General features: G+C 29.8%; 30 protein-coding genes and 1 tRNA gene. 22 read left to right on the top strand and 9 right to left on the bottom strand.

Going from position 1 to position 23,926, the window contains the following annotated elements; all coding sequences use genetic code 11:
- Positions 1-51: 51 nt before the first annotated feature.
- The 7 genes from Q9969_RS02755 to Q9969_RS02725 all read left to right on the top strand — a co-directional run bounded on the left by Q9969_RS02755 (position 52) and on the right by Q9969_RS02725 (position 3,521).
- Positions 52-124, top strand: a tRNA-Ala gene (locus tag Q9969_RS02755).
- A gap of 38 nt (positions 125-162) precedes the next feature.
- Entirely contained in the window at positions 163-1,245 is a 1,083-nt protein-coding gene (locus tag Q9969_RS02750; RefSeq protein WP_305513909.1) for a hypothetical protein, read from the top strand.
- Between the two features lie 21 nt (positions 1,246-1,266).
- Positions 1,267-1,725 carry a DUF1890 domain-containing protein gene (locus Q9969_RS02745; protein WP_305513911.1) on the top strand — a complete coding sequence of 153 codons (459 nt, stop codon included), beginning with the start codon at positions 1,267-1,269 and terminating at the stop codon, positions 1,723-1,725.
- Position 1,726: 1 nt separating this feature from the next.
- Positions 1,727-2,041 carry a DUF1894 domain-containing protein gene (locus tag Q9969_RS02740; RefSeq protein ID WP_305513914.1) on the top strand — a complete coding sequence of 105 codons (315 nt, stop codon included), beginning with the start codon at positions 1,727-1,729 and terminating at the stop codon, positions 2,039-2,041.
- Entirely contained in the window at positions 2,038-2,982 is a 945-nt protein-coding gene (locus Q9969_RS02735) for a methionine synthase (RefSeq protein WP_305513916.1), read from the top strand. Before Q9969_RS02740 ends, Q9969_RS02735 begins: the two co-directional genes overlap by 4 nt.
- 1 nt (position 2,983) lies before the next feature.
- Positions 2,984-3,409: a zinc ribbon domain-containing protein gene (locus Q9969_RS02730; protein ID WP_305554239.1), complete on the top strand. Its 426-nt coding sequence runs from the start codon at positions 2,984-2,986 to the stop codon at positions 3,407-3,409.
- Positions 3,381-3,521 carry a hypothetical protein gene (locus tag Q9969_RS02725; RefSeq protein WP_305513920.1) on the top strand — a complete coding sequence of 47 codons (141 nt, stop codon included), beginning with the start codon at positions 3,381-3,383 and terminating at the stop codon, positions 3,519-3,521. Before Q9969_RS02730 ends, Q9969_RS02725 begins: the two co-directional genes overlap by 29 nt.
- A 364-nt stretch (positions 3,522-3,885) precedes the next feature.
- Here Q9969_RS02725 and cobM read toward each other — a convergent pair whose 3' ends face one another.
- On the bottom strand, positions 3,886-4,638 hold the full coding sequence (cobM, locus tag Q9969_RS02720; protein WP_305513922.1) for a precorrin-4 C(11)-methyltransferase: 753 nt from the start codon (positions 4,636-4,638) through the stop codon (positions 3,886-3,888).
- Positions 4,639-4,736: 98 nt separating this feature from the next.
- Here cobM and Q9969_RS02715 point away from each other — a divergent pair, with 98 nt between their 5' ends.
- From Q9969_RS02715 to Q9969_RS02705, 3 genes are all read left to right on the top strand, one after another.
- Entirely contained in the window at positions 4,737-5,129 is a 393-nt protein-coding gene (locus tag Q9969_RS02715; protein ID WP_305513924.1) for a hypothetical protein, read from the top strand.
- Entirely contained in the window at positions 5,126-5,623 is a 498-nt protein-coding gene (locus Q9969_RS02710) for a class III signal peptide-containing protein (RefSeq protein WP_305513926.1), read from the top strand. The genes Q9969_RS02715 and Q9969_RS02710 overlap by 4 nt, the downstream gene beginning before the upstream one ends.
- A gap of 130 nt (positions 5,624-5,753) precedes the next feature.
- Complete coding sequence (locus Q9969_RS02705; RefSeq protein ID WP_305554236.1) at positions 5,754-6,122, top strand: hypothetical protein; 369 nt, start codon at positions 5,754-5,756, stop codon at positions 6,120-6,122.
- Here Q9969_RS02705 and Q9969_RS02700 read toward each other — a convergent pair.
- Genes Q9969_RS02700 through mtxX form a run of 3 tightly spaced genes read right to left on the bottom strand, consistent with a single transcriptional unit; the run spans position 6,119 to position 8,370 of the window.
- Positions 6,119-6,880, bottom strand: a complete 762-nt coding sequence (locus Q9969_RS02700; RefSeq protein ID WP_305554233.1) for a TatD family hydrolase — start codon at positions 6,878-6,880, stop codon at positions 6,119-6,121. The genes Q9969_RS02705 and Q9969_RS02700 overlap by 4 nt on opposite strands.
- A 1-nt stretch (position 6,881) precedes the next feature.
- The gene (gene uppS / locus Q9969_RS02695; protein WP_305554230.1) at positions 6,882-7,646 is read right to left on the bottom strand and encodes a polyprenyl diphosphate synthase; all 765 of its coding nucleotides are present in this window, start codon (positions 7,644-7,646) and stop codon (positions 6,882-6,884) included.
- A 10-nt stretch (positions 7,647-7,656) separates the two neighbouring features.
- A complete protein-coding gene (gene mtxX / locus Q9969_RS02690; RefSeq protein ID WP_305554227.1) occupies positions 7,657-8,370 on the bottom strand; it encodes a methanogenesis marker protein Mmp4/MtxX in 714 nt (237 codons plus the stop codon).
- Between the two features lie 123 nt (positions 8,371-8,493).
- Between mtxX and Q9969_RS02685 the strand changes: the two genes are divergently transcribed.
- Positions 8,494-9,144 carry a hypothetical protein gene (locus tag Q9969_RS02685; RefSeq protein ID WP_305554224.1) on the top strand — a complete coding sequence of 217 codons (651 nt, stop codon included), beginning with the start codon at positions 8,494-8,496 and terminating at the stop codon, positions 9,142-9,144.
- Positions 9,141-10,046 carry a hypothetical protein gene (locus tag Q9969_RS02680; protein ID WP_305554219.1) on the top strand — a complete coding sequence of 302 codons (906 nt, stop codon included), beginning with the start codon at positions 9,141-9,143 and terminating at the stop codon, positions 10,044-10,046. The genes Q9969_RS02685 and Q9969_RS02680 overlap by 4 nt, the downstream gene beginning before the upstream one ends.
- Here Q9969_RS02680 and Q9969_RS02675 read toward each other — a convergent pair.
- From Q9969_RS02675 to Q9969_RS02665, 3 genes are all read right to left on the bottom strand, one after another.
- Positions 10,036-10,359: a hypothetical protein gene (locus Q9969_RS02675; protein WP_305554216.1), complete on the bottom strand. Its 324-nt coding sequence runs from the start codon at positions 10,357-10,359 to the stop codon at positions 10,036-10,038. The genes Q9969_RS02680 and Q9969_RS02675 overlap by 11 nt on opposite strands.
- A gap of 76 nt (positions 10,360-10,435) precedes the next feature.
- Positions 10,436-10,891 carry a hypothetical protein gene (locus tag Q9969_RS02670; RefSeq protein ID WP_305554213.1) on the bottom strand — a complete coding sequence of 152 codons (456 nt, stop codon included), beginning with the start codon at positions 10,889-10,891 and terminating at the stop codon, positions 10,436-10,438.
- Positions 10,860-11,654, bottom strand: a complete 795-nt coding sequence (locus tag Q9969_RS02665) for a transposase (RefSeq protein ID WP_305554210.1) — start codon at positions 11,652-11,654, stop codon at positions 10,860-10,862. The genes Q9969_RS02670 and Q9969_RS02665 overlap by 32 nt, the downstream gene beginning before the upstream one ends.
- A gap of 334 nt (positions 11,655-11,988) precedes the next feature.
- On the opposite strand from Q9969_RS02665, the gene Q9969_RS02660 reads away from it, so the two are divergent.
- Together Q9969_RS02660 and Q9969_RS02655 are read left to right on the top strand one after the other, a co-directional pair.
- A complete protein-coding gene (locus Q9969_RS02660; protein WP_305554207.1) occupies positions 11,989-12,429 on the top strand; it encodes a hypothetical protein in 441 nt (146 codons plus the stop codon).
- Between the two features lie 564 nt (positions 12,430-12,993).
- Positions 12,994-13,125: a hypothetical protein gene (locus Q9969_RS02655; protein ID WP_305554204.1), complete on the top strand. Its 132-nt coding sequence runs from the start codon at positions 12,994-12,996 to the stop codon at positions 13,123-13,125.
- Between the two features lie 167 nt (positions 13,126-13,292).
- Here the strand turns inward: Q9969_RS02655 and Q9969_RS02650 are convergent, their stop codons facing one another.
- Complete coding sequence (locus Q9969_RS02650) at positions 13,293-14,861, bottom strand: hypothetical protein (protein WP_305554201.1); 1,569 nt, start codon at positions 14,859-14,861, stop codon at positions 13,293-13,295.
- 103 nt (positions 14,862-14,964) lie between these two features.
- On the opposite strand from Q9969_RS02650, the gene Q9969_RS02645 reads away from it, so the two are divergent.
- Positions 14,965-15,447, top strand: a complete 483-nt coding sequence (locus tag Q9969_RS02645; RefSeq protein WP_305554198.1) for a helix-turn-helix domain-containing protein — start codon at positions 14,965-14,967, stop codon at positions 15,445-15,447.
- A gap of 73 nt (positions 15,448-15,520) precedes the next feature.
- On the opposite strand, the gene Q9969_RS02640 is transcribed toward Q9969_RS02645, so the two are convergent.
- Positions 15,521-15,703 carry a hypothetical protein gene (locus Q9969_RS02640; RefSeq protein ID WP_305554195.1) on the bottom strand — a complete coding sequence of 61 codons (183 nt, stop codon included), beginning with the start codon at positions 15,701-15,703 and terminating at the stop codon, positions 15,521-15,523.
- On the opposite strand from Q9969_RS02640, the gene Q9969_RS02635 reads away from it, so the two are divergent.
- From Q9969_RS02635 to csm5, 7 genes are all read left to right on the top strand, one after another.
- Positions 15,703-15,846, top strand: a complete 144-nt coding sequence (locus tag Q9969_RS02635) for a hypothetical protein (RefSeq protein WP_305554192.1) — start codon at positions 15,703-15,705, stop codon at positions 15,844-15,846. The two genes, Q9969_RS02640 and Q9969_RS02635, sit on opposite strands and share 1 nt — an antisense overlap.
- A gap of 183 nt (positions 15,847-16,029) precedes the next feature.
- The gene (locus Q9969_RS02630; protein ID WP_305512477.1) at positions 16,030-16,281 is read left to right on the top strand and encodes a transposase; all 252 of its coding nucleotides are present in this window, start codon (positions 16,030-16,032) and stop codon (positions 16,279-16,281) included.
- A 724-nt stretch (positions 16,282-17,005) separates the two neighbouring features.
- Positions 17,006-19,450: a type III-A CRISPR-associated protein Cas10/Csm1 gene (cas10, locus tag Q9969_RS02625; protein WP_305554188.1), complete on the top strand. Its 2,445-nt coding sequence runs from the start codon at positions 17,006-17,008 to the stop codon at positions 19,448-19,450.
- Between the two features lie 4 nt (positions 19,451-19,454).
- Positions 19,455-19,895 (top strand): type III-A CRISPR-associated protein Csm2, encoded by a 441-nt coding sequence (gene csm2, locus Q9969_RS02620; protein ID WP_305554185.1) that lies wholly within the window; start codon positions 19,455-19,457, stop codon positions 19,893-19,895.
- Positions 19,885-20,607 carry a type III-A CRISPR-associated RAMP protein Csm3 gene (csm3, locus tag Q9969_RS02615; RefSeq protein ID WP_305554182.1) on the top strand — a complete coding sequence of 241 codons (723 nt, stop codon included), beginning with the start codon at positions 19,885-19,887 and terminating at the stop codon, positions 20,605-20,607. The genes csm2 and csm3 overlap by 11 nt, the downstream gene beginning before the upstream one ends.
- 11 nt (positions 20,608-20,618) lie before the next feature.
- Positions 20,619-21,551 carry a type III-A CRISPR-associated RAMP protein Csm4 gene (csm4, locus tag Q9969_RS02610; protein ID WP_305554179.1) on the top strand — a complete coding sequence of 311 codons (933 nt, stop codon included), beginning with the start codon at positions 20,619-20,621 and terminating at the stop codon, positions 21,549-21,551.
- Positions 21,551-22,684, top strand: a complete 1,134-nt coding sequence (csm5, locus tag Q9969_RS02605) for a type III-A CRISPR-associated RAMP protein Csm5 (protein WP_305554176.1) — start codon at positions 21,551-21,553, stop codon at positions 22,682-22,684. The genes csm4 and csm5 overlap by 1 nt, the downstream gene beginning before the upstream one ends.
- Positions 22,685-23,926: the final 1,242 nt, after the last annotated feature.

Below are 23,926 nucleotides of genomic sequence, written 5' to 3'. Positions count from 1 at the left end.
TTTATAGTAATACTTACATACATATCATATAATATTTTGTTTAATCTTTTTGGGCTGGTAGCTCAGATGGTAGATCGTCGCCTTGGCATGGCGGAGGCCCCGGGTTCAAATCCCGGTCAGTCCATTTTTTATAATTTAAAAAAAGAAAATTGTGATTATAATATGTTGTTAATTGCTCAAAACCACTTACAATTAATTGTAGAAGTAGCTATAATAATTTTTGTTACATGGATTTTTGTTTTGAACTTAATTCCATTATCACTTAGTGTTGTTACCTTTTTATCCCTGTTTCTAATGGGAGGTTTCACATTGCTTTTCGGTGCGGATATTGCGCTTTTAATTATATCTTCAAGTCAAGCGGAGTTTACACATCCATTCGGACCACTTGCGCTTTTAGGTGCAGTTACTGCTTTAGCATCGCTGAAAGTAATGAAGGAATCGGGTGTAGACATACGGCCGCTTAGAAGATTTGTAATACTCTTTTTAGCAGGAATTACAATATTCGGTGGATTAATGCACAGATCCTTTTTAGTATTGTGGGTTATTGGTTTGTTCTTCGGATATTTGATAATTTCCAAATCATTTAGAGAAAAATCAGTATTTACAATGAAAAGAATTTTAACATTCTTAGGCGTTATTGCTGTTGGATTTGTACTTCTAGAGATTGTTGCAAGAGTAAGTGGTATGACAATCTTTTCACCATTATTGAGATTATCAAGAATTGAACAATACTCTTTGTCAAGTATTAAAACCGTATTAAATAATATTCAATTAATTGGTCACAATGCAAACGCTTCTTATTGGGGAGCTGAGGGTACGGCCTTTGCTGAAGGTTATATTACATTGCCAATGCAATTAGTATTGTTTTTTGGATTACCATTCCCAATGTTTTTCGGCATATTGGTAAACCAAAAGGATACAATCGATTATATGCTTCCAGGTATCTTTGGTTATGGATTTGATTTCGGAATATTGGGATTAGTTGGTTTAATGGTATTTGTACTTGGAACCATGGTTATTGGATTTAAAGTATTGAATATGTATCGTGAAAAAAGAGAAAAAAATAATAAAAAATACCTTGGTCGTGAGGTATTGTTAACAGGTGCACTAGCTGCATTCTGTGCACAATCATTAATCGGAATGTTTGTATTTAACCGATCCATTAACGGGATGGCGTTATTAACGTTTATATTTGTAGGTACATTGATTTTAGCAAATGCAGTTACACTTAAAACAAGATCATAAATAAATATAAGAGGTAGTTATATGAAAGCATTGGTGTTATTAGGATGTCCTGAGACTCCGTCACAAACTCCGTTGGCAGTTTATGTATTTGATAAATTAACAAAAATGGGTTATGATGTAACAATTGCTGCAAACCCTGCAGCTAAAAAATTAGTAAAAATATCCGATCCGGAAGATTTTTATCATTTACAATTAGTCGACTTGGAAAGAGCTTTAAGTGATGTTAATCAAGGGGATTATGATTTACTAGTTGGATTTGTACATAAAGATGCAGCAGCATCATTTTTTGTAACCTTTGACCAAATCATTCAATGCAAATCTCTTGCATTAGTATTCTCAAGAGATGCTGATGAAGTAGCTGAATTTGTTAGCATGATTGAAGAAAGCGGAAGTAATGCTAAAATTGCAGCTGTAAGGGCTTTCCATAATCCTTCACCGGTTAAAGTCAAATTCGATAAAGCAATAAAGGAGTTTGAATAAAATGTCTTTTTGTTTAGATACATATTTACAACAATCTGATAATTATGAAATTCATGCTTCAAAAGCAGGTTTTAAAGACTGTGCAATGATTATCCGGTTTAAAGCAGATGATTTAGTATATATTAAACCTGGTGATGAAGTATTAGGAGTTCGTGTGATTGGAATTCCACCAATCCCAATCGGATTTGACCATGAAAAAGGAACAGTTTTATTGCCATACACAAAACCTTGCCATGGGACTTCTGTAGTTGAATTGCCAATTGATGAAGAAGAAATTGAAAGAATAAGAAAATTAGACACCGGTAAGAAAAAATGAAATCAACAGTTGTTGGAAGTTTTCCAATTAGTGAAAACTCCCCTTCTAACTTTAAAGACAAATTAATGAAATCATTTGGATTATATGATCCATTCAAACAATCGATAAAAGATAGTGTAATAGCTCAACTTGATGCCGGAGTAGATATTATCTCTGATGGACAAGTTAGAGGAGATATGGTTTCCATTTTCACAGAATTTATTCCTGGAATGAAAATTGAAGATGGAAACACTGTAATTGTTTCTAAAATTAGAAATCCAATACAGGAAATTTCTATTAAAGACTTGTTATATGCTAAAAAAGTTATGGGCGAGTATTATGGTGGCAATATTCCTGAAGGCAAAGGTATCAAGGGAATAATCACAGGTCCAAACACTATCGTTCACTCATCAAGAATCGCTAGTTTTTATAAAAATAAGGAAGATGCTATTATTGACATGGCACATAGTTTAAAATTTGAAGTAGATGCAATTGCAAAGAAGGTAAATCCTGTTTATATTCAAGTCGATGAGCCATTCTTGTCAACTGGTATGGTAGACATGAAAACAGCTCGTGAAGCTATTGACATCATACATGATGGTTTAGAAGTGCCATTAGCAATGCATGTATGTGGTATTTTAAAGGATGCATTTACGGACATTTCAAAATTTAATGTTGATATTCTGGACTTTGAATTCGCTGGAAATAATGTAAATTTAAGTGTTTTGGAGAAAAATGTATCACTTGTATCCAATAAAAAAATAGGCTTTGGGTGTATTGATTCTGCTGTAAATACAGTTGACAGCGAAAGTGATGTTGATGGACTTGTCACAAAAGCTATTGAAATAGTTGGTCGTGAAAATTTACTTCTTGATCCTGATTGCGGACTTAGAAGAGCGCCAAAGGATGTTGCATTTTATAAATTAAAATTAATGAACGAAATTAAAGACAAATATTCATAAAATGACAAAATATTGTAAGAGCTGTGGTGAAGAGCTTCAAAATGAAGCTTTATTTTGCGCTAATTGTGGTAAAAAAGCATCTCAAAAGCATAAAAATTTTTTAAACAAATACATAGTATTGGCTATCATTATATTAATTGTATTAGCTATTTTTATAACTTCAACTTTTGTTTTAAACCAAACGCAAACTGTAAAAGTTGACAATGTTGAATTTCAGTTGCCTGTTGATTATGTGTCCGAACCATCAAGAACAGATGTAAGTTATGATGGAAATGTAAAATCAAGTGCAATGGGTTGGAGTAATGATGAAAACTACATCGAAATTGGAGTTATGCGGATGCCTGGGAGGGATAAACAGCCAGAAAGTTGCATCAACTATTGGTGGCACTCCAACAAAAATGTTGGGTTATTCGGGTTATTATTTTGAATATGAAAACGAAGGATGTGCATTTGTCTTCGGCATTAAAGATGAAGTTATTATGATTTATGTATCTGATTATGATGCATTTGATGATGTAAAAGTCATTGGAAGGGTTTAATAATAATTTATCCTATTTACATTTTGGATTTACTTCAAAACCACATATTTTATGGCAAATCTTCTTTTAGGTATGGTGGTTATATAAAGATTGAACTTGCTTGTGAATTTTCATATTCTATAATTCAGAGGATACTGTTCATATAATATTATTTGTTTCTGTTGATAGAGGTGAGATAGAGAATCGGATATCGATATTTTGATTGTATCTAATCATGTGGAGGTATTGATGATAATGTAAACCTGAAATAAACTTCAAATGAAGTTAGATTAAAGATATTGTGGCATGTTTGTACAAATTAAAAGAAATGTGTATTTAAAAAGGAGTAATTTGCCTCAAAAAATTAATTTTGAGGATTTAAAATTTAACGATATTCATGTTTAAAGTTTTTGTCATATAGCTTAGATGCATTAAAGTCTCCAGGATCTAATACATCTCCCACTACAATCATTGCAGTTTTTGTTATGTTGGCACCTTTTACTTTTCCTGCAATATCTTGAAGGGTTCCTCTAATTATTTGCTGGTCTGGCCAAGTTGCCTTTTTGACAACTGCAACTGGAGTGGTTTCCTCATATCCTTCAAGTAATTCCTCAACTACTTTGTCAATCATGCCGATTCCTAAAAAGATACACATGGTAGCATGATGTTTAGAAAAGCTTGCAAGACTTTCACCAGAGGGTTTTGGGGTTCTGCCCTCAGGTCTTGTAATAATAACACTTTGAGAAATTTCAGGCAATGTCAATTCAGCTTCAAGTACACTGGCTGTACCGAATAGGGAACTTACTCCTGGAATAATATCATATTCAATGTCGTGTTTTTTAAGTTCACGAATTTGCTCACCAATCGCTCCATAAATTGAAGGATCACCTGTATGAACACGGGCAACTAACTTCCCTTGACTAACCGCTTCAGTTATTATCTCATCAGTTTCTTCTAAATTTAAATATGCACTATTATGAATTACACATTCTTCTTTTGCAGGGCACAAAACATTTTTATTCACAAGCGAACCAGCATAAATAATAACATCTGCATTTTCAATTACTTTTCTTCCTTTAACGGTGATTAAATCAGGATCTCCTGGACCTGCACCAACAAAGATTACTTTTCCTTTCATGATATAATTTTTTAGCCACATTATTATTTAATATTTATGTATCAAAATTGAGCTTAATTTTGAGTAAACTTTATGTATCGTTAAAATAATTAAAAATTATGGATGATAAAGGTTTTATTTCAATTGAATATTTATTTTCATTATTCATTGTCTTGATTATTGTTTGTGGAGTACTATTTTATGCATCTGCTTCAATTTCATCGAGTTTAAATATTGGAGATAGCGTTGCACATAGGATAGTTTTAGATAATGTGGCTAATGAGATATCTCAAGTAAACTCAAATGGGGTAGGTTATTCAAAAACAGTTAAACTAACTCGTGATATGGGTTATTTTGAAATAAGAGTTGAAAGGAATAAACTGATTATTGAATATGGGGATAAAAAAGGTGAAACATTGCTGCCATCAGTTAATATTGACTCAAAATATAGGCTAATAAGCGGTAGAAGTTATATTGTCACCAAAACCTCTGAAGGAGTTGAAATCAGATGATGGACAATAAGGGTCAAATTTCAGCTGAACTATTATTTTTGTTTGGAGTTTTAGTGATAGTTGTGATTTTATCAATTGCTTTTATCTCACAGGAGCAGGAATTAACATTGGCAATGGGTGCTGCTCGAAATGGCGTAATTGAAGGCAGATCCACATCTGCTTTAGCAATTTATCCAAGTGATACTTATCGAGAGTACTCTCACTTTAAGGCAACTTTATTAATCCCATATTCTGTTGAAATAGTAAATATTTCATATGCTGAATTAGGATATGATCAAAACTATGATAAAAAACGGATTCAATTCAAGGTATATGCAAAAACCTCAGATAGATTTAAAAGTGATGAATTGGTATCAATTGGAGATAGGATTAATTATAATTTAAGAAAATCAATTGCAATCAGTTTCAATTCAACTCCTTCAACTAATAAATTATACAATCCAGTATTTTCCAAACATTATGTTTACACAACCGCTAATGTTAAATGGATTTAAAAATATAACTTATTTCATGTCATTTGAAAAAGGTAAGAAAATTGTCGAATCTATAGAATTAGCATATTAAAATAACATTTTTACCTAATTCATATAATATTTTAAAATTAAACTTTAAATTAGTGATTTTATGTATGGGGATGAAGAAAAACAACAATTGATGGATGATTTGGCCGAAATGGAAACATTTAAAGTAGATGTTGGCGATGAAGGAAAAATCCTGCAAGAAGACTTGAGGAAATTCTTTATTGAAGGTGAGGGGGGTAGGAAAGATTTAATTTTCAGACTGGAATTATACTTCTATGCTTTTAAGCTGTTCTGCCGTAGAAGTGTAAGGATTGAGAGAAATCAATTTATTATATACTTAAATGATTCGCTTCTTGATTATCATTTAATTAATCTTGTAAAGAATGACTTAACAGACTTCGAATTGGAAATTGAAGCTGTAAGTGAAAATAATGAAGTATTAATCAATTTAAACTTCACAATTAATTTTTAAATTTTAAAAATTTTACGTGCATTGTTGGTGGTTATCTCATCAACACTTGCAACATCCATATTTTTTATCTCAGCAATTTTATGAACCGCTTTCATGACATTTATAGGTTCATTCCTATCTTCTTTTCGCATTGCGAGATATGGGCTATCGGTTTCAGTTAAAACATAGTTCAAATCTATTTTTTCAATTAAGTCCTGATGATGTTTTGAGTAACATAACATTGTAGAAAAGCTCATATAGGAATCTCCACGATTCATTATTCTTTTCGCTGTTTTTAAACTTCCACCATAGCAATGGAATACAAAATAGGGAATGTTTTCATAATCTTCAATGATGTTCACCGCCTTTTTCTCACAGTCTCTTACATGCATTACAATTGGAACTTTATATTCATTGGCAAGGTCTAAAAAACCTCTAAAGATTTCCTCCTGTCTTTCACGCAGATCCTTATCGCTAACATAGAAATAATCCATTCCTACCTCGCCAATAGCCACAATATCATCAATATATTTTCTAACATTTTCATGAGCTATTTTGATATCTTCTTGTGTTGCATTCTGTGAACTAACTGGGTGAAAACCAAAAGTAGGGTAAATAAAACCTTCATTGTCTTTTGAAAGTTTCAATACCTTTATGTTGCTATCATTACTATATCCTGAAACGATTACATGGTCTAGATTATCTTTGGCTCTTTGGATAACTTCCTCGCGGTCGCTGTCAAAGTCTTCAAAATCAATATGGCAATGTGTATCGATCATATTACACTCCAAATCTCCTGTCTCTTGCTTGATATGATCTTATTGCCCTTATAAAATCGACTTTTCTAAGTTCAGGCCATAGGGTTTCACAGAAGTATAACTCAGAGTATGATGATTGCCAAAGTAAAAATCCGCTTAAACGTTCCTCGCCGCTGGTACGTATTATGAGGTTTGGATCTGCTAGTCCGCCAGTGTAGAGGTTTTCACTTACAAGCTCCTCATCAACATCATCAATTGTGATTTTGCCTGCCTGTACATCAGCAATAATCTTTTTAAAAGAGTCTATGATTTCCAAACGTCCATCATAACCAATAGCTATATTAAATAATCTTTTATCATAATGTGCTGTTGCATCTTCAGCTTCTTCAATTGCCTCCCTTACACTTTCAGGAATCAACTCGGTTCTTCCAACAACTTTTACCTTAACTTCATTTTTATGTATTTTTTCATGATTAACCAATCTTTTGAAGTTAGTGATGAATAATTTCATCAGCCCCTCAACTTCATGTTGAGGTCTGTTAAAATTCTCTGTTGAAAATGCATAAACGGTGATTATTTCAATTCCAAGTTCAATGCTCCAATCCAGAACTTTCTCTAAGGTATCTACTCCGATTTCATGTCCTTTAACAACATCTATATTCCCCTGTAGTTTGGAATATCTTCTGTTTCCATCCATGATTATAGCAACATGTTTTGGCATTTTATTGGGGTCTAGACCGCGGGTAATGTACCATTCATATATTCTATAAAGTATGTTCTCTTCCATTTCAATCCCCTTATTTAGATAAATCATCAGCTAAGGTTAAACTACGGACATAACCTTCTATACTTTGGTCTCGACTTGTGTCTATGTATATCCTATCAATGCCAAAAGTTATAGCTCCATAACTTGGCCAGGAATTAAGCAAAACTAATGTTCTAAATATTATATTTCCAACTCTGCCATTTGGAGCAATAATAATATTTGATTTGTCCTGTATTGCTTTTTCTATTAGAATAAAGTAATTTTTAACATTTTCATCAGTATTTTCCTCGATGAGTTTTGTTAATTTTTTGCTGTCGGCAATTGAGTTAGACACTTCACTTCCCCTTCCAAAATCATCATCTCTTCCTTCAGCGAGAATTGCGATTTTAGGATCTTTGCCAAATTTCTTAAGAAAATCAACGCAGTTTAGGGCAATATCAAATCTTTCATCTACATTTTTGCCCTCATCAATCCCAACTGGAGACAATAAAAATTCATATTTCTCTCCGTTAACATAGGTTGCTCTTGATAAATTCGGGTAGTATTCTTTGAGCTCTTGTATGATGTTGGATGCTGGAAGTGAACCACGTACAACAGCAGCAATATTGTCATCAAGCACTGATTTTACCAAATCTTCATCCTTATAAATTAGTTTTATGTCCGTTTTTGGGTGTTTTTCTTTGAAAATATGACATGCCTGTATTATATTTTCATTTTCACCAACACCAATAGCTATTGTTTTCATTAATTTAATTGTTTGTATTTTAATATAAATTAAAGTTTTCTAATTAAAGCATATTTTGTGAAAAATTTTTAAATAATTAAGTAAATAGTAATTAGTAATCTGTGAAATTTGGAAGTGGATTGTGTGTTAAAACTAAATGAGTTAAGTAATTGCAGAGTTGATGATAGGGAAAGAATACTTTTGATAAATGAGATTTTACATCCCAAACATATTCTGGCTTATGAGATGGAACCCCTTGAGTTTTATGAGCCGATTAGTTGTCATGAAAAATGCGGGGCTAATTTAACTAAATATTGTCCTGAATGTGGATGTAAGTTTAAAGATGATGAAAATGTATGTATGGACTGTCTGGTTCATTTGAAAAACCTCTCGGAGGTAATTGAAGTTTGTGAGGTCAAATCATATTCGCAATTTGTTTTTAAAGGTGAAAATAAGTATTCTACTTTTGATGAGCTATTGGGTGATGACAATATCTTAAAGATTAATCAATTCAGCTTCAATATCCTTGATTATCAAAATATCATACATGACATTAAATCACAGGTATTTAGAAATTTTGATGCCATTGTCAAATCAAGTGAAATAGATATTAATAATCAATTTTTACAGGATTCCTTGGATAAACCAAATTACAATGCTTTGGAAATGGAAAATTGCCAAATCTTAAATGATGAAGGGTTTATTAGATCCATTTGGTTAATGCTGTATGATGGCTGCAGGATAGCTTGTCTAAATAAAGATAAATTAATCTCCATAAATGGTGGTCCGGCATGATTTCAAATATTCCAGAGGGACTCAGATTTGAAGTTCAGCATGATAAGATAAGATTTGATCTTAACGGAATCACCACCAACTGGATGAGTCAAAGTGACGGATTTATCAAAAGAATAGATAAAGAAAACATTAATCAAAATCTTATTCTTAAACATTTAACTAAGGAACTTGAAATTAAGAATACTTTGGATCAGGGAATTACTTATCTAAAAACTCAAAAGTATCTAAAAGCAATTGACATGTTTGATGAGGTCATATTTTATGATGATGAATATGGAGAAGCTCTATTGAATAAGTCATATTGCCTAAAAGATCAGAAACACTTTGTAAAATCATTAAGATATTACCGAAAAGCCATAAACGCCGATGACTCTCTAAAAGACATTGAATACTATAAGACTCTTTTAAGAAAAGCCAATAATGAAAGAGATAACTTTCCAAGGTTGAAATTAAATATTTATGCTGGTGACGAGTATTTTTCAAAAGGGGAATTTGCCAGGGCTATTGTCAGCTATGATAAAGCATTAGCAAATCCGTCCAAATTTAAAGACAAAATATTAAATAAACTTTTAAATAAAAAAGCGAATGCTCTTTTTAAACTTAAGGACTATGGGGAGGCATTGGGGTGTTTTAGAAAATCTCAGGAAGTTGGACTTAATGATTATGCTATTTTTGGCGAAGCCTTATGTGAATATGAGTTGGAATTGGAGGTTAACGAGAAGTTCAAAGCTAAGTTGGATATCACTAAAAAGCAAATGTTAAAACAAGTTTTAATATTAAATGATTTAGGATTTTACCCTCAATCTTTAGCTATTTGTGACTTTTTATGCCAAAATCATTTTAAAGAGGATGAATTTTATTTTAAATTAATTAAAGCACGGGAAGTTTCCATTAATGGATAATTTCAGCTTCATCAAGTCTGATAATAATCATTATGGATATTGCTCCGACAAACAGAACTGCTGGTGAGATCAACCAAGATATTTTCAGATATGCTAGAAGAAATATTGGAAGGCCACTAAAAATAAATAGGATTATTAGGACTTTCAAGGTTTTTGAGCCATTTGCATTGAATATATAAGTAAATATTATTAAAAATAACATTACTAAAGTAATTGAGATTATTGCATTGGTTTCTAAATCAGTAAACGCTGTTAATGTTAGTATAATTAAAATTAGTGAAATAAATGCAGCTAAACGCAGATAATTGCTCATATTAATCATTTTATTTATCGTATTTTAACTGTTTTTTTTTTGTTTGGATTTTACTAAGTTATATAGGGTGCTAGATTTATGTAAATAAATCTAGTTCGGATTGGACTTCTTTTTTAGTTAGGAGTGTTGTTTGTTCGTCAGTTTTTTCGCCCACTTGTTGATTTTCATTTGTTTTATTATTTTCCTTAGATTTTTTAGATTTTCTTGATTTAATTGGTTCAAGATCTATTCTGCCTTCAGCCAATTGTTGTAGTTTTGTTTTTGTGTCGAAGCCTTGTTGTATGACTAGTGTTGATAATAATATGCATAGATAGATGTTTCTTCTCATGGAACTCTGAGTATATGCGTGGAATTCACCTAATCCAAATGCATCTTTGCATACTTTGAAGAAATCTTCAATTAAGCCCCTTATTGGTTTTAATTTCTTCCAATTTTCTAGTTTTTCATATAATATTGTTGTTAACTCGAGGAATAATTCTTTATTCTCTTCTAAAGTATTTTCATCGTAAAATATATCCAATGATGTGGACATTCGCGCATCCCAGCATTTTTTCAATAGTGAAGTAAATGCGAGGAAATATGACTGCAACAACGTTATACTTGTTAATCGCGTTAATATAGTTTTCCATGGAGTAATACCCTTTATCAAAAAGAATTACTTGTCTTTTTTTGAGTAAACGCCTTCTACTCAATTCTTCTAAAACTTCATCAAAAATTTTACTATCATTTTTCGCACCAGAATGGATAATTACAGAAATGGGGCATAATGAATCTTTTTCTAAGACTAAAGTGACTTTAAATCCTATATAATAGCCTTTAGTGGTTGAAAAACCCATATCTAAATCTAATTTTTCAAGATGTTCGGGACTCACGTATTTCTTTAGAATATTAATATCACAAGCTACTGGAGTTGCATCAACAATCCAATCACTTTTACGATTCTTATTTAGCTTAAGGAACAATTTGAAAAAGCTGTTGCTAATATTATTGTATTGATTAGGAGAATAACGACTCAAGTATTCATAAACCTGTGCTTCACTCGGCACTTCATTCTCAATTTTTAAGAACCTTTTTAGTTTTTTATCAATGTTAATCTCATATATTACTCTAGAAACTGGATAATTATAGAATTTACTTAAAAAAACGATTTTTATACATGTAATCATCATTTTAATGTTTTTTATTCCATTTTCACTAAATATGTGTCTGTTCTTTTTATCATCGATATTTATAAATACTTTGTCCAACAATCTAAATTTACGGCATCTTTTAGTATAATTTAATCCAGGCAACATGTTAATTCACTAATAAAATATTTGTTGCTCATTATATTTAAAATTAATTATTAATTGATGCCGTTTTTTAATATAACAAAATTATAAATCGTGGGCTACAAATTTGAGTAAAAAAATATACGAAAATAAGAAAAATAATATCAAACTGAAGGTTATTTACAACTCAAAAATCTAGCACCCTATAAGTTATATATCTGACTTTTTACAAATAGTTTACCATGAATAAGGATTATATTATTGTAGTTATTTTAATAATATTGTAATAATTATTGCATTAATTATTGGAATTCTTACTTTATCACCAGATATTGCCAAAGAGGATTCAAAATTAACTATGAAAATTAATTTTCCAATTAACGAAGGGGATTTAATTAAAATTAAACTTACAGACCTAAATGGAAATCCAATTCAAAATCAAACTGTAAATATATTCATAATGGACATGGATAATAAGACTTCAAAATATTCACTAACTCTAAATGAAAAGGGCAAGGCTAATTTTAAACTTGATAATTATGAAGGTGAATATATAATTAAAGTGAATTACGCTGGCAATGATTACTTTAAAGGCAATTCCACTGTTAAAAAAATCAATATTGGAAAAATTGTTAATAAAACTGAAATTCAAGGCAATAATCGTTCTATTGATAATGATGCTGGAGCATTTTACAGTTATCAAGATGAACGAATGATATATACAGGTGAAGTTCACAACGCTCCAGATGGTCATAGATGGAAACATTTGGGGGACAATGAATGGGAAAGGATAGATTAAATAGTATTGTGATAGTCAAACATGCCATTTTGTTGTGGTGAACTTAAAAAGTATTTAGGATAATTTAAATTATTTCCAATGCTCAAAAAGCATAGTATTTATTTTTTTAAATCAGGTCATTGTCCAAATGCACCTTGTAAATGTAGGGCAGGGTGAAAATTTGGATTTAACATTTTCAAGTGAATTTAAAAGTAAACATGATTGTCTTGACTTTCCGATAATTAGCATCCTAAGGTTTTTACAGCTAGTGATTAATGAATATTATTCATCAATTTTAATTGGTTTTTATAAAATTTAGCTTTCATGTTTATATACTATTAGTTTATATAATATTAATTAGGAAAAACATTCGGGTTTTTTTAAAATTAGTGGGGATATTATTCTGGTTTAAACTTAATTGTTTATGCTGGATGATGGCTAGTTTTGAGTGAATCAAGTGTTTTTCTAAAATCATCTCTCAATTTATCTTTTGATGGTATTAAGTGTTTTTGCAACTTACTTTAGGGGCAAACACGTTTTCAAAAGTTGTTAAAATTAAATATCATCTTTTTATAAATTATTGGTGTGGAAAAATTTGTTGTATTAAAAAATGGAGTATCATTTGGTTTAAGTTTAACTGCTTGTCAGCTTTACTATGCTAATCATTTGAGGGCAATAGTATCATTTGATTTAAGCTTAACTGCTTGTGCTGGGTGATATTTTAATACTAAATTTTTTTTCATTGGAGAATAATTTCTCTTAGTATCTAGTTTAAAGTTTTTACTTTAAGCTAGGTTACTACTTTTCATCTAAGCTAGTTTTATTTAAAATGAAATCAACTTTAAACGATCTGTGGGCAATCTCCAAGTGAAATAATGCTGGGGCTATTTCAAATCACTGACGTTATAGTTTGTATTTAATTTATGATTGACCATTTTCAATCGTTTTTCAAACCAATCATTACTATTTTCAGTTGTATTTATTGGAGGTGTTGCATAATATGATTTTATTACTTTTAATTCACGATCATAATCATTTATTCTCTCTAAACAAAAACATAAATGTTGATAAAACTGATAAAAATTAAACTTTTTTGCATTGATGATTTCGGTATAATGATTAATAGCAAGCTTGAAATTACCCACTCTCTCATAAACTTTTCCAATTTCCTCAAGAGCATATTTTTCTTGGATAAAATTGAACTCCTCATCATTCAAAATAAAAATTGAATCTTTGTCTTTTTTAAATTTGTCCGCTAAAAACTTATTTAATTTTTTTTCTTTTAACCTTCCATGAATTTCATAGTATTCAAGCCATTCTTTAATTTTATATTCGCTTATGTTTGTCTTTTCCATCAGTTGCCTTATTTTTTCTGTAAACCATATGAATTGGTACTGATTTAAATATATTTTGCTGTGTAGCAATTTTTTAATATTTACAAGATTTCCGGAGTAATCTTTAGTTTTATCATAAAGAATAGTTAATTGCCGATAAGGATACCAGTCATTTGAAAAATAGGTGTTGTTTGACAGATATTTAAAGTACAGTATTGCATTATTGTATTGTTTATTATAAATTAAAGCATTACCATATTGTATTAGGTAATTTTTCCTTTTCAAATTCTCAAATTCATCTAAATTATCATCATATTCATAAATTGGAGTTTTGCTAAGATCTAAATCATTTTCGCTAAATGGAATTTCATAATATGATTTTTCGCTTAAATCATTTTTTGTTTTTCTTTCAACTTTTTCAACGGTTTTCAATCTGTTTAAAAACCATTCATCACTAACTTTAGTTTTTGTTGACCTGCCGTTATTGTATTTTTCAATAACTAGTAATTCATTATCATAATCTCCCAGTCTGTGATATGCAATGCATAACTTTTGGAAATAACGATAACGATTATAACCTAAATCCTCAATCATATGATTTAAAAGAGCAATGTATTCTTCATATTTTCCTTCTCTGTTTAATTGGCTGCAAACTTCCTCGTATTCATATTGTTTTTGCTGTTCATCATATTTTTCTTCACTTTCAACAACGATTTTGCCATTGGATTTTTTGATTCTATCAGCTATTGGAAGAGGAGTATTTGACTTATATTTATTTGGAAGTGAATTTTGATTAAAATATTCGACAAGTGAGCTAATTTCAGATTCTGAAATGTAATTTTTCTTTGAAAGGGATTTTAATTTATTTTTAAACCATAAAAATTGGTGGTTATTACAGTAAATTTCACTTTTAAAAAAGGATTTAATAATTTCTGTTTTTTTATCAAATCTTTTAGTTTTTTTATAAATCATAACCAGTCTACGATAAGGATAATAATCATTTGTGAAATATTCATGGTTTAAAAGACTTTTGTAAAAATCAATTGCTTTTATTTGGTCTTCTTTTTCTAATTTTAAACCTTTGTATTTAAGATTATATTTATCACTTGCAGTAGTCATATTTTCACTTGAAAGTATTTTTGTAAGTTTTAATAATTATATTATTTTGTTTTTATAGTTACTAACCAAACTTTTATTATAGATGTCGGATAAATTATAAAATATGTCTGGAAAATCTAAAATTAATGTTTTTAACAAAATGACAAAAATCGCTTTGGATGAAGAAATCAGCAATTGTGTGGCTTACCATAGGTATTATCAAAGGCTAATTGCAGTCAAAATAGTTAGTGAAGGAAATACCATAACTAATGCCGCAAATATATTGGGAAAATCCTATCAAACAGTTCACAGATGGATTAAAACATGTGAATCTGAAGGATTGGAAGGTTTAAAACCATCTTTTGGTGGTGGAAGACCATCAAAATTAACTTATGATCAACTAATTGAATTAGATAAACTCATTGAAAAAACACCCAATATGTCAATGAAAGACGTACATAAACTTGTTAATGAAAAATTCAATGTAAATTATAGTTTAAAGCAAATAGGAAAAATTGTAAAGAAATTAGGATACAATTATAGCAAAGCATATCCTAAATTTTCAAAATCCCCAAAAGATGCTGAAGAACAGTTAAAAAAAACTTAGAAGAATATAATGTAACAACAAATGATATTATAATCTTATTTGATGAAGCATCATTCCAAAATGAACCCTATACTCAAAAATCACTATATAAACAAGGAACAAAACACACACAAACTGTAAATCCATACAAATTCAAAATCAACGCCACAGGGCCACTAACAATAAATGGAAATTCAACCATCACAATCACAAATTCATCAACAGCACCAGAAATTACAATAGCACTTTTAGAATTAAGAGTAGCAAATACTAACAATGAAAAATACAGTAAAAATATTAAACAAAATAATATCCGATTTTAATCTAACTGATGAAGACATAAACAAATTATTAATGGAAAATAACGAAAATAATGAAATTTTTACAGCAAAAATTTTAAAAACATTAGAAAAAATATAAAGACAATACCACATCCACAATCGCTAGAATCATTGGAAAACACTGCAATAGAGAATCCCTCAATAATGTGAAAAAAAAGAAGAGAAATAAGAAGAAAAATAACATTAAACCTATTACAAAAAGAAGACATAATAACAAAAATGCAAACCGAACAAAGAATATGTTTAATTCTAGATAATTAAAGTGTCCACAAATCCGTATTTATCAAAAAAAATAGCATTATATCTTAATATTGAACTAATATACCTTCCACCATACTCTCCTCACCTAAATCCAATCGAACAAATATGGAGACAAATGAAAAAAGAAATAAAACATTATTACCTTAAATCAAAAGAATTTCTACAAGAATTAACTATAAAAACATATAATGAATCGATTTCTGGAACAAAAGTTTATGACAAATGGCTCGAAACATTTATACCAAAAGTTTAGTAATTAACTATAGGTGGAATTTATTTACAATAATACTTCAAAAAACCTAGATTCTGAAAACGAAAGACTGAGAAAAGAACACAAAGAACAAAAGAATATAGACAAATGAATATCAAATATTTCCGATGTAAACTCTCAAAAGATGTAAATAGAAGATTTAACACCATATACAACTAATTAAACCAATTGACGAAGATACACAAAAATTCCTAAAAAACCTCAACAAAAAATTCGAATAAAACCACCACATACTTTCAAGACCCTCAAATACCAAAAACAAACAATAAAATCGAAGGATACTTCAAAATAACACCATCAAAAGCCATGAAAATAGTATATCAAACAAAAGAAGGACTAATAAGATGGATAAACAGAAATGTAATAACTCACCAATCAAAAAACAACACTAAAAATCAATTAAAAAACCAAATAGCTACATCATGACAATTTTAGACAGTGCCATCAATCGTTAAATTTTTTACACTCTGTCATTAATGCATACTCAAACAAATATTGCCAGATAAAAACCACAACATCATTTAAACCCCAAAATATCAATAAGACAAATTAAAATATATTCTATCAAACAGTGAATATGGTACACAACCCACTCTTAAATCCGTAAAAAAATAAAAAGTTTTTCCATGTCCAAAATTTTTTTAAATAAGTTTAAATATTTTTAAATACATATTATGTATAACAAATATATGGAGGTTATTTTTAAATGGATGATTACAAAATTTTGAAATTTGCTAGCCTATTCCATGACATTGGTAAATTTTACCAAAGAGCGGATAATCTAGGTAAATCTTCCCATGCATATGATTCTAAATATGAAAAATTGGATATGTCGGATTATGGTAAGTCTGGAGCTCATTCTAAATGGTCAGCAGATTTTGTTAAAGATTATTTTGATGATTATGTTGAAGATTTAGTGTTATATCATCATAACCCTTCCAAATCTGATTTTCCTGAATTGTGTAAAATTGTTCAAAAGGCAGACCATCATTCATCAAAAGAACGTATTAGCTCAGAGGATAAATCAGATGTTTTATTAACTCCTTTAACTTCTATTTTTTCAAGGATTTCTCTTGATGGTGAAAAACATGATGATTTGTATGTGCCTTTGGTTGAACTTGACTTTACAAAAGCCCTTCATCCCCAAAGCGAAAAAATTAAAAATGGATGGAATTTAGTTCCTGATTATCAACATTTATGGAATAGATTTGTTGATGAATTTAAATTACTTGAAAATAAGGATTTTGAAAGTGTCTTGGCATTATTGAAGAAGTATACTTCTACTGTTCCATCTGCAACTTATTATTCTGAAAGTGATATTTCTTTGTATGATCACTTAAAGACAACTGTTGCTATTGCTAATTGCAGATATCTGTTCTCAAAAAATGAAAAATTAAATCAAACTGATACTCAGGAGGTTTATAGGATTATCAACGGTGATATTTCAGGTATACAAAACTTTATTTATAGAGTTCAAACTCCAGAAGATGCACAAAGTGGTATGAGTAAACGGTTACGTGGACGTTCTCTTTATTTAACTTTATTATGTGAATCAATCGCTTCAAAAATAATTTTTGATTTGGATCTGGACTCATCTAATATTCTATTATGTGGCGGCGGGCGTTTTACAATTATCGCACCTAATACTCAGAAAACTGATGAAATAGTCAATAAGATTAATTTAGAGGTTAATCATGAATTCATTGACAAGTTTAATGCAGAATTGTTCTTAAACATTGTTTCGATAAATGCATGTGGTGATGATTTAGCCAATTTTGATAAAATTTTATCTGATCTTACAGTATTATTAAATGAGAATAAGAAACATAAATTTTTAAATCAGCTTAATGAAGTATTTAATGTTGAATCTGGGGCAAATTATGATTTATGTCCTGTTTGCGGAAATGAGTCGGAGGATGTTTATTGTCATGATTGTTTAAAACATGAAAGATTAGGTGGTGAAGTTGCAAATGCAAAATACTTAATTAAATATGTCGCAAATGATAAAATTCCTAAATCATTGTTTTATCCTAAATTAAATATTGGTTATCTGTTTAAAAGGAATAAGTCTCAAGTTTCGGATGTCATTAAACAAAATCCGGATGTCAAATTCATTATTTATAAATTAAATGATACTAATTTTTTAGACTTTGATATATCTAGCGAAAATGTTTCCTTTGACTTTAAAGTAATTGGTAATAGCATTCCAAATATTCATGGAACTCCACTTTATTTCAACCATCTTGCTGAAATTGCAAAAGGGGCGAATAAACTTGGAGTATTGAAAATGGATGTAGACAATCTCGGTCTAATATTTTCCAAAGGCTTTAAACATATTGGCGGTGCAAGTATTTCAAGAGTTTCTTCTTTAAGTTTTTATCTTGATTTGTTCTTCTCAGGACGAATAAATCAAATTGTTGATAAATTTAATTTTACAACAGAACTTCCAAAAGACACGGAATGTGAAATTAAAACATTAACATTTGAGAATGAAACTGAAACCGTTTATAGGCCTAAAAAGGATCTTCCAAAAGGTGAGGGGACATCAACTATTCATATTAACTATTCCGGTGGGGACGATTTGTTAGTTGTTGGTCCGTATGATGATGTGATTTTATTTGCACAAGAATTTAGAAGGAGATTTAAAATATGGACTGCGGATAATGAGGATATTACTATTTCAGCAGGAATTAGTATTGTTTCTCCAAAATTCCCAATTGGAAAAGCGGCTTTAATGGCTGATGCGGAACTTGAAAAGTCAAAGGATTGTGGACGTGATAAAATCACAGTCTTTGGTGAAACATTAATGTGGGAAAGTAATGGTTTAGAAAAAGGTTTTGATGAAATATTTGATTTTGCAAAATATTTGGAAGAGAAAAACGAATCAAAAGATCTTTCAAGAGGATTGACACATTCATTACTAAATATTTGGGAGAAAAATTTCAACAAAAATTTCAATATTTCAAATGAAGATGAATGGAATGAGGATATTCAAAATAGATTGTTAACTAAATCATATATTCCAATATTTAAATATAAATTAAGATCAATCAACAATTCACAGGTAAAGGAATGTGTTGATAAAAATGGAATTAAATTCATGCCCTGGATTAAAACTCCAGTATCATGGGTTAGTTTAAGATTAAGGTGATTAGATGTCTGATATTAATAGTGTTATACAAAAAATAAATGCTTGTAGTCATTTAAGTGAAATTGAAACTCCATATTTCCTTGATGCAGAAACAGGTTATGCACATATTGTTGCAAAAAATTCTAAAAAGTTAAACACAACACAACTTAGAAAATTCTTTGCAGCTTTAAAGAAGATGGAACAAAAAACAACTTGGGATGAAATTGAAACGGAATTTTACTTATTAAAACCAAGAATGGCAGTTTCAGTAGGTCGTAAAAACTTACCAAAGCCATTTTATGATGTTATTTTAGCGGCAATGGCTAAAGTGGATAATGTTGAAGATGATGAACTAAAAATGAAAAATTTTGATATTTTTGTTAAATTTTTCGAATCAATTGTAGCTTATCACAAATATGAAGAAGTATCTAAAAATAAAAGAGGAAGGTTTAGGAATGTTTATTAAAAATTATTTAATTCAAGGAAAAATAACTTGTAAAACTGGTCTTCACATTGGAGGATCCAGTGATACAATTGACATTGGAGGAAGTGACAACGTAATTATTAGGGATTCTGTAACTGGTAATCCTTACATTCCAGGATCTTCTCTTAAAGGTAAACTTAGATTTTTAACTGAGTTAAACGATAAAAAGTCAGCTCAAAGTGTCATTAATAATAACGGCAAACCCTCTGATGATGCAAATTGTATAGCAGTTAAATTATTCGGCATCTCTTCTGATGAAAAACAAACTGAACTTAAATTCCCAACAAGAACTATTGTTAGAGATGCATATCCGGATAAGGATACCTTAGAGTTGTGGGAAACTGAATCTTTAATTAGTGGTGCTGAGTTAAAATATGAAAACAATATTAACCGAATTGATTCTTCAGCAACTCCAAGAAACATTGAAAGAGTGCCAAAAGGTTCTAAATTTGATTTTGAAATTGTATTTTCAGTTTATGATGGTGATGATGAAAATATTTCCTATCTTTTAGATGCTATGAGACTTTTAGAAGATAATTATCTTGGCGGAAGTGGTTCTAGAGGTTTTGGTCAAATTAAATTTGAAAATATCAAATTAACTAAAAGAACAACTGAATATTATAAAGAAAACGTTGAAGAAGAAATACTTATAGAATCAGATGATATAACCGAAGTAATTAATGCAATTAAATAGGGGGTTAACTAATGTTGGTTTATATTAAACCATTATCAACATTTCCAAAATTACACTCAGATACATTATTTGGAGCATTAACCTCTGCAATAAGTGAATTATATCCAGATTTAATTGAAAAAATGTTAAAAGAATTTGAAGAGGGCAGATCTCCATTTTTAATTTCTTCAACATTTCCGGTAATATTCAATGATGATGAAAAAATCAAATTTTATCCAAAATTAATCATGGATAGTGATTTATCCAATATAGATTCAAAAACACTTAAAGATTATAAAAAAGTGGAATATATTGAAGAAGAATTATTCAATGCTTTAATAAAGGGTGATTTAACAGAAAAAGACTTATTGAATAATTATGATAATTATTACAGGTCTTTAAATTTATTAATGAGTGAAAAACTAAATGTTGATTTTGGTTTTGGTGAAAATATACTTCCAAACAATATGGTAAACAGACTAATTAATGAAACAGAAATATTCTACACTCAAGGAGATAGTTATAAAAATCTAGGATTATTTTACTTAGTCTACCTATTTGATGAGGGCTATGGCAAAATCATTGAATCCGCTATGAAATTTTTAAAAGATCGTGGATTTGGAAGAGATATTTCAACTGGTAAGGGACATTTTGATTTTGAAATTGAAAGTGTTTTAAATTATGAGGATAATGAAGGGGATAATATGTTTGTTTCACTTTCAAGATTCATTCCAACAGAAAATGACTTGAAACGAATCAATGAATATTCATTTTATGAAATTGGTTCTAAAAGAGGAAGGGATAAATCTGGTGAGATAAGAAAACAAGTAAGATTTTTCAAAGAGGGTTCCGTATTTCCAAATTTCCAATTAACATATGGTAATATTGTTAAATCGGGGGATATTAATCCTGCAATTGAATATGGTTATGCATATCCGCTAAGATTCAGTAAGGAGATTAAATAATGAAATGCGATATTAAGGTTTTATCTCCAATTCATATAGGTTCAGGTGAAAAATATACTGCTTCAGAATATGTTAAATCAAAGGCTAAAACTAATAAAGGCAATATTTTAAATATTATTAAAAGGATGGACGTGTCTAGTTATTTTTCATCTCTTGATGAAAATAAAAAAGACGATTTACTAAGAGATTTGTCAAACCCTAATTTCAATTTAGGAAATTTCGATTCTAGAATTTCAAATTCTTATGTGAAGTATAAGGCTATTGATAAAACTAAAAAAGAAATTTACCCATCACAAGAGATTGCAGAAGCAATTAAAACTTTAAATGAGTTATATATTCCAGGTTCATCCATAAAAGGGGCAATTAAAACTGCAATTTTGTTCAACGAACTTGACGGCAGATTGATTTCAAAAATTTCAAAAAACATTTTAAGTGATAATGGTTCTGTCATTAAGAAAAATTATGGAAGATTCATGAACGATATTTTCGCATCAAATAAAGCACCTCCTAAAGCACCTCCTGCACAATGGGATATCATGAAATTTTTACAAGTTTCAGATACGAACACAATTAAATCCCCTACAATATATGATGTTGCAACTGTCATGGCTTCTTTTAAATGGGGAGATAATGAATTTTACTCTAAAAATAAAAGAACTCATGAACCAATTTTAATCTATCTTGAAACAATTGCCAGAGGAAAAAAGCTATCTTTTGAAATTAGAAATCATTATGATTATGATATCTTTAAAAGCTTAGGTCTTGACGATAAAAAGCATTTAATTGATATTAAAAATATCAAAAGATACATATTTAATTTTTCAAAATCACTAATTCGCAATGAAATAGAATTTAGTGAAGATTATGAAATTGATTATCTAAACAAGTTTTACTTAAATCTAGAAAAGCAAAATTCAATCGATAATCCTGTTTTAAGAGTGGGCGGAGGTTCTGGATTTTTAGCAACTACTGTTGGTTTAAAAATTATGGATCATGATGAAACGATATTTGAAAGGATTAGGAAAGGTACTCGAGGCAAAACTTATGATTATTCATTCCCTAAATCAAGAAAAATCACTCAAGTTGGTGGAATGCCATTAGGTTGGATTCAATTGTCTTTTGGAGAAGTTTAATATGAAAGCGTTAATTTTAAGTTGCGGTGGTTCTCCGGAACCACTGATTTTTTCCATTAATTATTTTAAACCAGACTTTACATATTTTTTATGCTCAAATGATTCGGTTGATATAACTAACAATATTGTAGAAGAATGTTGTTTGTCAGATGATCAATATAATGTGAAAGTCGTTAATAATCATGAAAATTTGGAGGATTCATTTGCAAAATCTAGGGAGGTTATTCAAGAATTGCAAAAGCAATATGATAACATCCATGTGGATTTCACAGGGGGAACAAAACCAATGGTTTCAGGATTGGTTTTAGCGGCAATTGGAGAAGAGTGCACATATTCTTATGTTGGTTCTAAAGATTTTAAAGGAAGAGACAAAGAGGGTTTGGGTATTGTTCAAAATGGTTTTGAATCAATAAAAGACCAAAGGGATCCTTATGATGTTTTTGCAGTGATGGAATTCAATAAAGGTATGGATTTCTTTAATAAATACCAATTTGAAGCTGCAAAATTAAACTTCGAAGAAGCTATTGGTAAACTGGAATCTGATAATCTTAAAGAAATTGCAGACTTGTCCAGGGATATTGTTAAGGTTTATGACTCATGGGATAAATTCAATAATCTATATGATAAAAAAACAATCAGCAATACCTTTTTAAATATTATTGAAAGAATTGAAAACTCAGATAATCTCAAATCATATTTTGATGAAAACCATCCCGAATTTTTAAATCAAATAAAAAATAATTGGAAGTTCTTACAACTGAAAGTTTCTAAAAGAGGCCTGATTAAACCAGAGAATGTTAAATTTTATTTACCTGATTTATTGAATAATGCCTATAGAAGAATTGAAGAAGGCAAATATGATGATGCCGTTGCAAGACTTTATAGGGCTATTGAACTAATAGCCCAATTAGGTTTGATAAATGAGGGATTAATTAATGAAAATATTTTATGGGTTAATAAAGAGTTTAAAATTGATTTAAATATTATTCATAATTTAAAAAATAATGAATTAAAATCATTTATTTATAAGTTGCCTGAATATGATAGGGCAGTGCATAAATGTAAAAAGAATATTGGACTAGGTTCTAAACCTGTCTCTTATAACACATCTCCGAGCCCACGAGACCTCTCTACATCTCGTATGCCGTCTTCTGCTTGAAAAAAAAAAAAAAAATAAAAAACCTCTCGAACTGCAGGAGCACTCTAAACATATCACATACCTAGATCTGTCACCGCTGGCCG

This window comes from Methanobrevibacter sp. V74 (assembly GCF_963082495.1).
Taxonomy (GTDB): domain Archaea; phylum Methanobacteriota; class Methanobacteria; order Methanobacteriales; family Methanobacteriaceae; genus Methanocatella.
Note: the sequence above shows the minus strand (reverse complement) of the source record. Positions and strands in the feature narration are given on the sequence as shown.

Excerpts from the sequence above, each read along its gene's own strand:
- Q9969_RS02750 (WP_305513909.1), top strand. The coding sequence starts at position 163 with ATGTTGTTAATTGCTCAAAACCACTTACAATTAATTGTAGAAGTAGCT.
- Q9969_RS02745 (WP_305513911.1), top strand. The coding sequence starts at position 1,267 with ATGAAAGCATTGGTGTTATTAGGATGTCCTGAGACTCCGTCACAAACT.
- Q9969_RS02740 (WP_305513914.1), top strand. The coding sequence starts at position 1,727 with ATGTCTTTTTGTTTAGATACATATTTACAACAATCTGATAATTATGAA.
- Q9969_RS02735 (WP_305513916.1), top strand. The coding sequence starts at position 2,038 with ATGAAATCAACAGTTGTTGGAAGTTTTCCAATTAGTGAAAACTCCCCT.
- Q9969_RS02730 (WP_305554239.1), top strand. The coding sequence starts at position 2,984 with ATGACAAAATATTGTAAGAGCTGTGGTGAAGAGCTTCAAAATGAAGCT.
- Q9969_RS02725 (WP_305513920.1), top strand. The coding sequence starts at position 3,381 with ATGTTGGGTTATTCGGGTTATTATTTTGAATATGAAAACGAAGGATGT.
- cobM (WP_305513922.1), bottom strand. The coding sequence starts at position 4,638 with ATGAAAGGAAAAGTAATCTTTGTTGGTGCAGGTCCAGGAGATCCTGAT.
- Q9969_RS02715 (WP_305513924.1), top strand. The coding sequence starts at position 4,737 with ATGGATGATAAAGGTTTTATTTCAATTGAATATTTATTTTCATTATTC.
- Q9969_RS02710 (WP_305513926.1), top strand. The coding sequence starts at position 5,126 with ATGATGGACAATAAGGGTCAAATTTCAGCTGAACTATTATTTTTGTTT.
- Q9969_RS02705 (WP_305554236.1), top strand. The coding sequence starts at position 5,754 with ATGTATGGGGATGAAGAAAAACAACAATTGATGGATGATTTGGCCGAA.
- Q9969_RS02700 (WP_305554233.1), bottom strand. The coding sequence starts at position 6,880 with ATGATCGATACACATTGCCATATTGATTTTGAAGACTTTGACAGCGAC.
- uppS (WP_305554230.1), bottom strand. The coding sequence starts at position 7,646 with ATGGAAGAGAACATACTTTATAGAATATATGAATGGTACATTACCCGC.
- mtxX (WP_305554227.1), bottom strand. The coding sequence starts at position 8,370 with ATGAAAACAATAGCTATTGGTGTTGGTGAAAATGAAAATATAATACAG.
- Q9969_RS02680 (WP_305554219.1), top strand. The coding sequence starts at position 9,141 with ATGATTTCAAATATTCCAGAGGGACTCAGATTTGAAGTTCAGCATGAT.
- Q9969_RS02675 (WP_305554216.1), bottom strand. The coding sequence starts at position 10,359 with ATGAGCAATTATCTGCGTTTAGCTGCATTTATTTCACTAATTTTAATT.
- Q9969_RS02670 (WP_305554213.1), bottom strand. The coding sequence starts at position 10,891 with ATGTCCACATCATTGGATATATTTTACGATGAAAATACTTTAGAAGAG.
- Q9969_RS02665 (WP_305554210.1), bottom strand. The coding sequence starts at position 11,654 with ATGTTGCCTGGATTAAATTATACTAAAAGATGCCGTAAATTTAGATTG.
- Q9969_RS02660 (WP_305554207.1), top strand. The coding sequence starts at position 11,989 with ATGAAAATTAATTTTCCAATTAACGAAGGGGATTTAATTAAAATTAAA.
- Q9969_RS02650 (WP_305554201.1), bottom strand. The coding sequence starts at position 14,861 with ATGACTACTGCAAGTGATAAATATAATCTTAAATACAAAGGTTTAAAA.
- Q9969_RS02645 (WP_305554198.1), top strand. The coding sequence starts at position 14,965 with ATGTCTGGAAAATCTAAAATTAATGTTTTTAACAAAATGACAAAAATC.
- Q9969_RS02635 (WP_305554192.1), top strand. The coding sequence starts at position 15,703 with ATGAAAAATACAGTAAAAATATTAAACAAAATAATATCCGATTTTAAT.
- cas10 (WP_305554188.1), top strand. The coding sequence starts at position 17,006 with ATGGATGATTACAAAATTTTGAAATTTGCTAGCCTATTCCATGACATT.
- csm2 (WP_305554185.1), top strand. The coding sequence starts at position 19,455 with ATGTCTGATATTAATAGTGTTATACAAAAAATAAATGCTTGTAGTCAT.
- csm3 (WP_305554182.1), top strand. The coding sequence starts at position 19,885 with ATGTTTATTAAAAATTATTTAATTCAAGGAAAAATAACTTGTAAAACT.
- csm4 (WP_305554179.1), top strand. The coding sequence starts at position 20,619 with ATGTTGGTTTATATTAAACCATTATCAACATTTCCAAAATTACACTCA.
- csm5 (WP_305554176.1), top strand. The coding sequence starts at position 21,551 with ATGAAATGCGATATTAAGGTTTTATCTCCAATTCATATAGGTTCAGGT.